The sequence below is a fragment of the Myroides sp. C15-4 genome, assembly GCF_050522745.1.
Classification (GTDB): Bacteria; Bacteroidota; Bacteroidia; order Flavobacteriales; family Flavobacteriaceae; genus Flavobacterium.
The window spans coordinates 206,756-216,673 of the sequence record NZ_JBMVQX010000001.1 but is presented as its reverse complement, the minus strand read 5'-3'; the positions used below and the strand labels follow the sequence as shown (position 1 = coordinate 216,673).

Genomic DNA, 9,918 nt, shown 5'->3' with positions numbered 1-9,918 from the left:
CCTGCGGAAGTAGCTCAGTTGGTAGAGCTCCAGCCTTCCAAGCTGGTTGTCGCGAGTTCGAGCCTCGTCTTCCGCTCCAAAAACTGGATGAAAGTTTCAAAAGATCATCACCTGCGGAAGTAGCTCAGTTGGTAGAGCTCCAGCCTTCCAAGCTGGTTGTCGCGAGTTCGAGCCTCGTCTTCCGCTCAAATAAAAAAGCCTGCTGATGCAGGCTTTTTTATTTTAATGTACTTAGATCTGTATTAGATTGAACTTCATATGCGGGTTTGTTTTGCTCAAAGATACGCGCTGGGAGTGTCCCTTTCAGTACAATGCGATCGCCTGTTACTTTTAGCCAACTTCCCTCTCTCAATCCAACCACTGGCTGTGAATTGATGGTGTGAAATTCATTGATTCTTGTTTCTCGTGTTTCACCCATATGGGTTGATCCTTCAATAGGATCTAAATAATGAGGATTAATGTTAAAAGGAACTAATCCAAAGGTTTTGAAAGAAGGTGGATAGGTGATCGGCATGTCATTGGTTGTTTCCATGGTCAACCCACAAATATTACTCCCTGCACTACAACCTAAATAAGGAGTCCCCTTATTGACAACCGCAGTAATGGTTTGTACCAAATCATGGGCGTATAGCTGTTTGACTAATAAAAAGGTATTACCACCTCCTGTAAAAATACCTGATGCTTCTTGAATCGCCGCTTTGGGATCGTCAAATTCATGAAGACCTTTTACCTGTATGTTGATAGGCTCAAGTGCTTCTCTTACTTTTGCAGTGTACTCCTCGTGACTAATGCCTCCTGGACGAGCATACGGTATAAAAATAATCGTTGATCCCGCAGTAAAATGATCCTGTAACGTAGGTAATAAGTACTCCAAATACCCTTGATTGTGTAAGGTTGATGTACTGGCTATGATAATGTTTCTCATAATTATTCCATTTGAAGTAACAAAAATAGCCTTTATTCGTCAAATGGAAAAGAGAGTTAAGGTTCGATTCTTTTTACATTTAACATAACTTTACACGATTAAAATTTTGCTTTATGCGATTATAAGATATTTTTACAGACTTCATTAATATAGTAGTAGATGAAATTAATTTTAACTTTTTTGTTGTTGATAGTAGGTGTAGGAGTGCTCGCTCAAGATCGGGTTGCTTTACACGGGAAAATTGTTTCTCGAAGCAAAAACCTCAAGGATATTTACGTATCCAATATCAACACAGGAGATGCTTTAATGACGGAGCAAGGGGGGTATTTTACTATTCAAGCACAAGAAAATGATACGTTGATGTTTTCAGGACCTCTGTTTATTGGCTACCGCTATGTTTTAGATGACATTGATTTTAAACGCGATATTGTTCTAATTCCTTTAGAACCCAATGACTTGAATCTTCAACTGAACGAAATTGTTATTACACATATTTCTTCTTCGTCTTTGGGGCTTGTACCTGAAAATGTAAGGCGTTATACCCCAGCGGAAAGACGACTCTACACGGCCACTTCAGGAAGTGGAATTATCCCAGTGAGCGCAATTGTCAATTGGATTAGTGGGCGTACAGCCATGTTGAAGAAAGCGCTGAAATATGAAAAACAAGAGATGAGAAAAGAGAAGTTCTTGAGTATCATGGATGAATATACCTTGATTAAAGACTACAGCATCCCAAAAGATTACGTTGTCGGTTTTGCTTATTTTGTTTCGGATGACGATCTCATGTCTAGTTTACTGACCACAAGTATGGTTGAAAAAGAGAAAGTTTCTTCTAGAACGGGAGTTTTAGCATTGGAGTTTTTAGATTTGCTTGGGGATAAAATAGAAACAGCGCCTTTAAAAGATACTTTAACAATCGAATAGGGAAATTAAAGTCTATAGATAGTAAATAAAAAATAATAAACTTTGTAGATTTGTAACGTAACTAAAAATAGAGGTATGTTTGGAATAGGAGGAGGAGAGCTTTTTTTTATCATATTAATCATTTTAATGCTTTTTGGTTCTGATAAGGTACCAGAAATGGCTCGCGCTTTTGGTAAGTTCATGGCTCAAGTGAAAAATGCAACGAATGACATCAAGCACGAAATCAATAAGAGCGCGGATGAATCAGGTATAAAAAAAGACATAGAAGACGCTTTAAACTTGGATGAGCATATTAATCCAATAAAGGATATTCAGCAAGAAATTGAAAAGCAAAAAGAAGATATTGAAGATATTACAGGCCCAATAAAAAGAAGAAATTAATGTTAGATCGCCTTATTCAACTAGACAAAGAGTGGTTGATTTTTTTTAATGGATTAGGTAGCGAAACCTATGATCCTTTTTGGTTATTCATTACAAAGCAGTTCAATTGGATTCCCTTTTTTGTCCTACTAGTCTATTTAACCTACCGCAAAGTTTCTTTGAAAAAGCTTGGCGTTATTATCTTGCTATTGGCAGGATTGGTTACTTTTACAGATCAAATGACCAATGTAGTGAAATATGCTGTAGCACGTCCTAGGCCGTGTAATACGGAAGATATTCAAAGCTTGATCCGCATTGTGAAATGCAGCCCTAGTTTGAGCTTCTTTTCTGGACATGCTTCCAATTCCATGGCGAATATGCTGTTTATGTTTATGCTGCTGAGACGCTATTATAAACACGCCTATTTGGTTTTCCTATTTCCTTTGATTTTTGCCTATAGTAGAATATACTTGACGATGCACTTCCCTCTTGATATTTTAGTAGGGTATTGCTTCGGATTAGTTTCAGGAACACTCTTCTATCAAATCTTCTTGTGGATTGAAAGAAAATACGATAACAAATTGATATAACAAAAAAGGGATTGGCCGTTCAAAGCCAATCCCTTTTTTGTTTATCGTACACGAGATACGGTTAGCCCGTCTCGAATTGGAAGAAGAATCGTTTCTACACGAGGATCTTCTTTTAGTAGCTTGTTGTATTGATCTAACGCCAAGGTACTTTTGTCATTGGCCTTTATTTCTTCAATTACCTTTCCAGACCACAACACATTATCGGATAAGATAAGGCCGCCAGGATTCATTTTACCTATGATTAATTCAAAGTAATTGCTGTAGTTTTTCTTATCAGCATCGATAAAGACTAAATCGTATGTTTTGTCTAGTTGCGGAATAATGTCCAAGGCACTTCCTATGTGTTGAGTGATTTGTTTACCATAGGGAGATAGGTCAAAATACTTGCGTTGAAAATCGTATAATTCCTCATTGACGTCAATGGTATCTAAGGTTCCTTCCGCTTTTAGGCCTTCGGCTAAACTCAAGGTAGCATATCCTGTAAAGGTGCCGATTTCCAAAATATGAGTTGGGTGTACTAATTTGGAGATCATACTTAAAAAACGCCCTTGAAAATGCCCACTCAACATACGGGGTTGCAGTACTTTTTGGTGTGTCTCCTTGTCGAGTTGCGCGAGTAATTCAGGTTCATTTTCACTGTGATTTGCCGCGTATTCTTCTAATTCTTTGGATATAAAGTGCATATAAGAAACAATTTTAAATGATGGGAATTGAGATGCAAAGATAAAAGGCTTTTGGCAATTCAGCTCTATTTTGTCGATTTTATAAGAATGAAGACTAAATCCTCAAAACCAAAGAAAAAAATGGTACATTTAACTATCATCAAGAAGAATTGGTTATGAAAATACTATGGAAATTCCTAAAGGGATTGATTATACTTCTAGCTGGAATAGTCCTTCTGGCTTATGTTTTTAAGGTAGATTACTTGTTTACCGCTGTGCGAACGATTTATTTTAATGGCTATAAAACGGCATTTTTAGATGACTACCACTATTTTCCCACTCGAGAGATTCCCACTGGAGTGCCACAACCATGGCCTCTAGCTGCGGATTATAACACTGTTGAGCCAACAGCCATTTTGGCCGACACCCATAAAGAACTCCAAACCATAGCATTTTTGATTATCAAAAACGATAGCATTTGGCATGAGAGTTACTATGATGGCTATACAGCGAATAGTAAAACCAATTCTTTTTCTATGGCCAAGAGCGTAGTTTCGGCTGCCTTGGGAAAAGCACTGCAACGGGGGGAGATTAAGAGTTTAGATGATAAGGTAATTCAATATCTCCCAGAACTAAAGGGAAAATACAACCAAGAGGTTACTGTGGGCGATTTGTCTTCAATGGCTTCTGGTTTGGATTGGGATGAGGGCTATTACAGTCCCTTTTCTGTGGTAACTCAGGCGTATTTTGACAAAGATTTGCGCAAGGTGATGATGGGGTTGGAAATTAAGGATCAACCGGGAAAAGAATTTAGCTATAAAAGTGGAGATACGGAATTGCTCACGATGGTGCTTGAAAAAGCAACTGGACAAACGCTTTCTTCCTATGTTTCTGCTTATTTTTGGAAACCAATGGGAGCGGATCACGATGCATTATGGCAAATCGACCACAAGGGAGACGGAATCGAAAAATCGTACTGTTGTTTTACCAGTGGAGCACGTGACTTTGCGCGATTTGGTAAATTATATAAGGACTTTGGTAAGTGGAAGGGTGAGCAAATTCTCGATAGTACTTTTATTGCAAAATCAATTGTTCCTCGTTTTGAAGCGAGCCCCGAATATGGATATGGGTGGTGGTTGAAGCAATACAACGGACAAGATTTTTTCTATATGCGTGGTCACCTCGGTCAATTTACTATTGTATCTCCCAAAGATAACGTCATAATTGTGCGATTAGGTCATATCAAAGGGGTCCAAACTGAAGAAGATCCTCATAGTAATGATTTGTATACCTATATTGATGAAGCTTATAAAATGTTAGCTCAACGAAAAAAATAACCATGTTAGATCGAATTAATTTAGCACATATTCTATTTTTAGATATTGAAACAGTTCCACAAGAGCGTGAATTTGGCTTATTGGAACCTGAAGTTCAGGAATTGTATGAGGAGAAAACGCGCTATCAACGCAAAGGTGAAATTCCCGCGGAAGAGTTTTATGCGCATGCGGGTATTTGGGCTGAATTTGGACGGATTGTTTGCCTGTCTGTAGGCTACTTTACGTATAAGATGGGAGAACGTCAGTTTAGAACGACTTCTTTTGTTGGAGAAGAAGTAAATATTCTTCAATCGTTTGCCAACCTGTTGCATGCTCATTTCAATCGAGGGGAACACCTGTTATGCGGACACAATGCCAAGGAGTTTGATTTCCCTTATATTGCACGCCGCATGATTATTCATGGAGTCAAAGTACCAGCTAAATTAAACTTAATGGGGAGAAAACCGTGGGAGGTTCCTCATTTGGATACGATGGAGATGTGGAAGTTTGGCGATTATAAACACTATACGTCTCTCAAATTATTGGCGCATATTTTACAGATTCCCTCTCCAAAAGATGATATACACGGAGCTGATGTAGCTCGGGTGTACTATGTTGACCAAGATATGGACCGCATTGTTCGCTATTGTGAAAAAGATGTCATTACAGTAGCTCAAATTGTATTGCGTTTAAGAGGGGAAGCAATTTTGGAGGAAGAGGAACTACTATCCGTCTAAAAAAAATAGTTAAAAATATTTGTAAATTTGCTTTTTATAAAAAAATAATTTCTAGCTTTGTACGCAGTAAAAAACAGAGAAAAATATACAATGTTAACAATTCAATCTTATTTTCATAAATCAATGTGGTATTCAGCTCCAGAGGTGGATGGATTGAGATTGTTATTTTAAAAGACATAAAATAATAAACGATATACAAAAAGCCTCTGTTGATTAAACAGTGGCTTTTTTTTTAACTATAATACAATGAGAACGCAAATTCAGTATCTATCGAACCCAGTATGTATGATGTGGATGTTTATTAAACATTCGCCTAATCGCTCGTTACCAGAACTGAAGCAAAAATCATCGTGTTTTTTTTAATAAAAATAATTCAATGTAATATTTCAAGTCCTTTTGGTAACGTACGACGACCAAAAGGACTTTTTTTTTGAGGTAAAGTGTCGTATTTAAAACAAGAAAAAATGAGTGAAAAAGTAGTAAAAGTATTGGGGTTTTCAGTGAGGGAAAGTCAATTGGCAATCAAAACAGCTAACTTTTCTTTTACCGTAAGAGACGGAAGAGAATTGGTGAGGGCAGCACAAGTAGATTCAGAAGAATTGCTCTTGGCAAAATTGGCTGGAAGTATTCACGCTGTAGGAAATTTAGTAGGATCAACGCTAAATGTAGATCTTAAATCAATCCAAATTGAGGTGAGTGGCGTGTTAAACGAAATCCAACAAAAAGAGGAATTAAATGCAAGCGCATTTCGACAAATTGACGTGATTGTCAAACCGACATCAACAGCGTCTATTGTGGTATTGAAAGAATGGATGGATGCAGTAAAATCAGCATGCCCTGTGTTTGCTAATTTTAAACAACAAACACCGACAATTGTGACGTTGGTAAAGGAATATGATCATGTAAATGTGGCTTAGTATGACGGACTCTAATTTTTTAGTTGCGGTTTAGTGTGCTATTCTCTGCCGAATAGCGGAAAACAGCGCACTAAATCACAATTAAATAGCTTATTTTTGTTTTAGACCTATTACATTTTATTCATGTCAACACAAAAAACATTGCTTACCGTTGAGAATCTCCAAGTTAGTTTTAAGCATAACAAGGATTGGAAGGCTATTGTACAAGGCGTTTCCTTTGATCTATATGCCAATCAAATCTTGGGTATCGTTGGAGAATCAGGTTCAGGCAAGTCTGTGAGTTCGTTGGCTCTTATGCGTTTACTTCCCGCGCATCAAAGTAAAATTGAAGGAAGGATTGAATTTGAAGGGGATGATTTAACCGCATTTAGCGAGGAGGAATACCGTCAAGTTCGCGGAAATAAAATAGCCATGATTTTCCAAGAGCCCATGAGTGCATTAAATCCATCGATGCGCTGTGGGTATCAAGTGGAAGAAATGTTGCGTTGGCATACGCCACTACGTGGTACTGCACTCAAGCAACGCGTCATGGCGCTATTCGAGCAAGTAAAGTTACCTGCTCCAGACGAGGTGTACCGAAAGTACCCTCATCAATTATCTGGAGGGCAAAAGCAACGGGTGGTTATTGCTATGGCAATTGCGTGTAAACCAACCTTATTAATCGCTGATGAACCTACAACCGCTTTGGATGTAACGGTTCAGAAAGACATTATACATTTACTCAAAGAACTACAGGAAGAGACACAAATGGCGATGATTTTTATCTCCCATGACTTAGGCTTGGTTTCGAGTATTGCCGATGAGGTCATGGTGATGTATCAAGGCAAAGTAGTCGAAAAAGGTGCCACAGAAGCGGTGTTCCATCAACCCCAACAACGGTATACACAGGCGTTGATTGCCGCTCGACCTTCAAGTTCCATTCGATTAAAGCGCTTGCCTACCATCCAAGATTTTGTTGAAAATACAGTGCCAGAGCTTGTAATCACAGTTGAAGAACGTCAACAGGCCCATCGCAAATTATATGCACAACAACCGCTTTTGTCTGTGCGTGATATAGCTAAAGATTATATATCAAGTGTAGGCCTATGGGGTAAAAAGAGTTTTCGTGCCTTGGATCAAATTAATTTTGAGGTATATGAAGGAGAAACCTTGGGATTAGTAGGAGAAAGTGGTTGTGGTAAATCGACCTTAGGTAATGCTATTTTACAGCTAGATCCTGCATCATCAGGTGCTATTTTTTATCAAGGTGTGGATATTACACAACTAAAAGGCAAGGCACTCCGCGCCTTGCGAAAAGATATTCAAATTATTTTTCAGGATCCTTTTTCTTCTTTAAATCCGAAGTTAACTGTTGGACAAGCCATTATGGAACCCATGATTGTACACCGGTTATTTGGCAGTAAAAAAGAGAAAAAACAAAAAGTATTAGCACTTTTACAGCAGGTCGGACTAGAAGCAGAAGCTTTCGATCGTTATCCTCATGAATTTTCGGGTGGACAACGTCAACGTATCGGTATTGCGCGTACCATTGCGGTACATCCCAAATTAATTATCTGTGACGAATCTGTTTCCGCTTTAGATATATCAGTCCAAGCCCAAGTATTAAATTTGCTGAATGAACTCAAACAACAGTATCAATTTACCTATATATTTATTTCACATGATTTAGCAGTAGTGAAATATATGTCGGATCAAGTATTGGTGATGAACAAAGGCAAAGTAGAAGAAATTCGCGAAGCCGATGACTTATATGCTCACCCTAAAACTCCGTATACACGAAAGTTAATTGCCTCTATCTTAGAATAAACAAAGGGTTTGCATGAAATAGCGCGTTGTTTCGATTGTTTTTGTTAATTTTACAGAATCACTTTTAGTGTTGAGCGTAAAGACCAAAGACGTGTGCTTCGTAGCGCATAAAAGAAAACAATAAAAAACAACTAGAGTATCCCATGAAAAAAGTCACAACCTATTTCTGTCTATTTTTTCTTATTTTTTGTACGGCCTGTAGCAGCGATGATGCTTCAAAAGAATCTTATCCCAAGATAGCGGAAGAAGATAAAGCCTTGTTACCTGGGGAATGGCAATTACTAAATTATTCAAATCTTAAGGGCGATGCCGTTGATTTAAAAAAAGAGGGTATCCTAATTTATTATCAATTCGCGTCTGTTGGAATACTGGATATTCGCAATGTTTCAGGAAAGCCAATTGAGTTGGCGTCTAATTCTAGGTATCTGAGTACTACGAGAACGTTGAACTATATGTATGCTAACATAGAATCAAAAGACGAAAAAGAAAAAAGAGGAGAGAAATTGTATTTTTATGACATGCGTTTAGCGTTTGATATGCAGGTGAGTCAAGATCAATTGATTATTACGGAGATAGGTGGTGAAATTTTGACATTTAAGCGATCAATCGAAGAAGATAACGTTGAATAATCTGCAATCGCAGCGGATGAAAAAGTTTACTCCTTGATTTATTTTATAAAATAAATTTCTTTAGTGTTGAGATTACAGCGCAACACAAGTGCTTCGCGGAGTATGGAAAAGAATAGTAAAAGAACAACTATAGTATACGATGAAAAATATTACAACTTATTTATGTCTATTTTTTCTTATTTTTTGCACGGCTTGTAGCAGTGATGATTCTTCAAAGAGAGCATACCCAAAGATAGGTGAAGAAGAAAAAGCCTTATTACTAGGGGATTGGCAACTACTAAGTTATTCCGATTCTCAGGGAAATTTAGTTGATTTTAAACAAAACGGTATCTTAATTTATTATTATTTTATCCCAAATGGAGTGTTACAAATCGATAATGTTTCTTCAAAATATGACGGTTTGTTGACTGGGAGAGCTAGGTATCTGATAGAAACGATTGACGTAAATTATAATTTTTGGAGAATAGAATTTAAAGAAGAGATCGAAGATCAAGGGGAAAAATTAATTTTTTTAGGGTTTATGTTTGATATACAGGCGAGCCAAGATCAATTGATTTTGACGAACACAGAGGGAGGTATCTTGACTTTTAAACGATCAAACAAGGGAGATGACATCGAATATCCTGCAATTGCACAGCATCAAAAAAGCTTGTTATATTCAAATAAATGGAAATTAGAAGCTATTTATGCTTTTAACGGAGCAACGAGATCGTTTGGCCAAGAGGAAGAGGTGATTTATTATTTTGGAAATACTCATGTTGTTATAAGTGAAAATGAGGTCGATATAGCGGATGAGTTTGCAGCGCTACTAGAGCCTAGATCGATTCCTTGTTCGTATCGCTACGATTTTGAATGGGAAAAAAGGGAAGTACTCTATGTAGAGGATTTGGGAGGTTTTAGGGTGGAAATCGAAGATGAAGAGTTAACACTAACCCAAAAAGAGGGCTATCTGCTTAGATTCAGTAAGAAATAAAAAACAAAAAGGTCAAAAGCATTGCTTTTGACCTTTTTGTTTGGTGACAAAGGATGTTCTTGATAGAAACTATGGGAAG

General features: G+C 37.5%; 11 protein-coding genes and 2 tRNA genes. 11 read left to right on the top strand and 2 right to left on the bottom strand.

Annotated features, from left to right (window positions below):
- Positions 1–3 precede the first annotated feature (3 nt).
- Both ACPDHL_RS01045 and ACPDHL_RS01040 read left to right on the top strand, forming a co-directional pair.
- Positions 4–79, top strand: a tRNA-Gly gene (locus ACPDHL_RS01045).
- Between the two features lie 34 nt (positions 80–113).
- A tRNA-Gly gene (locus ACPDHL_RS01040) sits at positions 114–186 on the top strand.
- Positions 187–217: 31 nt separating this feature from the next.
- Here the strand turns inward: ACPDHL_RS01040 and pepE are convergent.
- Positions 218–925, bottom strand: coding sequence for a dipeptidase PepE (pepE, locus tag ACPDHL_RS01035; protein WP_430530952.1), 708 nt, complete (start codon positions 923–925; stop codon positions 218–220).
- Between the two features lie 159 nt (positions 926–1,084).
- Between pepE and ACPDHL_RS01030 the strand changes: the two genes are divergently transcribed.
- From ACPDHL_RS01030 to ACPDHL_RS01020, 3 genes are all read left to right on the top strand, one after another.
- Positions 1,085–1,849: a hypothetical protein gene (locus ACPDHL_RS01030; protein WP_430530951.1), complete on the top strand. Its 765-nt coding sequence runs from the start codon at positions 1,085–1,087 to the stop codon at positions 1,847–1,849.
- A gap of 75 nt (positions 1,850–1,924) precedes the next feature.
- Complete coding sequence (locus ACPDHL_RS01025; protein WP_430530950.1) at positions 1,925–2,230, top strand: Sec-independent protein translocase subunit TatA/TatB; 306 nt, start codon at positions 1,925–1,927, stop codon at positions 2,228–2,230.
- Positions 2,230–2,799: a phosphatase PAP2 family protein gene (locus ACPDHL_RS01020; protein ID WP_430530949.1), complete on the top strand. Its 570-nt coding sequence runs from the start codon at positions 2,230–2,232 to the stop codon at positions 2,797–2,799. The genes ACPDHL_RS01025 and ACPDHL_RS01020 overlap by 1 nt, the downstream gene beginning before the upstream one ends.
- 41 nt (positions 2,800–2,840) lie before the next feature.
- On the opposite strand, the gene ACPDHL_RS01015 is transcribed toward ACPDHL_RS01020, so the two are convergent.
- Positions 2,841–3,482 carry an O-methyltransferase gene (locus ACPDHL_RS01015; protein ID WP_430530948.1) on the bottom strand — a complete coding sequence of 214 codons (642 nt, stop codon included), beginning with the start codon at positions 3,480–3,482 and terminating at the stop codon, positions 2,841–2,843.
- A 155-nt stretch (positions 3,483–3,637) separates the two neighbouring features.
- Between ACPDHL_RS01015 and ACPDHL_RS01010 the strand changes: the two genes are divergently transcribed.
- The 6 genes from ACPDHL_RS01010 (at position 3,638) to ACPDHL_RS00985 (ending at position 9,839) form a co-directional block, all read left to right on the top strand.
- On the top strand, positions 3,638–4,798 hold the full coding sequence (locus ACPDHL_RS01010; RefSeq protein ID WP_430530947.1) for a serine hydrolase domain-containing protein: 1,161 nt from the start codon (positions 3,638–3,640) through the stop codon (positions 4,796–4,798).
- Between the two features lie 2 nt (positions 4,799–4,800).
- Positions 4,801–5,514, top strand: a complete 714-nt coding sequence (locus ACPDHL_RS01005) for a 3'-5' exonuclease (protein ID WP_430530946.1) — start codon at positions 4,801–4,803, stop codon at positions 5,512–5,514.
- Positions 5,515–5,978: 464 nt separating this feature from the next.
- On the top strand, positions 5,979–6,431 hold the full coding sequence (locus ACPDHL_RS01000; protein WP_430530945.1) for an OsmC family protein: 453 nt from the start codon (positions 5,979–5,981) through the stop codon (positions 6,429–6,431).
- Positions 6,432–6,554: 123 nt separating this feature from the next.
- Positions 6,555–8,237: an ABC transporter ATP-binding protein gene (locus ACPDHL_RS00995; protein WP_430530944.1), complete on the top strand. Its 1,683-nt coding sequence runs from the start codon at positions 6,555–6,557 to the stop codon at positions 8,235–8,237.
- A 143-nt stretch (positions 8,238–8,380) separates the two neighbouring features.
- On the top strand, positions 8,381–8,866 hold the full coding sequence (locus tag ACPDHL_RS00990) for a hypothetical protein (RefSeq protein WP_430530943.1): 486 nt from the start codon (positions 8,381–8,383) through the stop codon (positions 8,864–8,866).
- A 139-nt stretch (positions 8,867–9,005) separates the two neighbouring features.
- Positions 9,006–9,839: a hypothetical protein gene (locus tag ACPDHL_RS00985; protein WP_430530942.1), complete on the top strand. Its 834-nt coding sequence runs from the start codon at positions 9,006–9,008 to the stop codon at positions 9,837–9,839.
- Positions 9,840–9,918 lie beyond the last annotated feature (79 nt).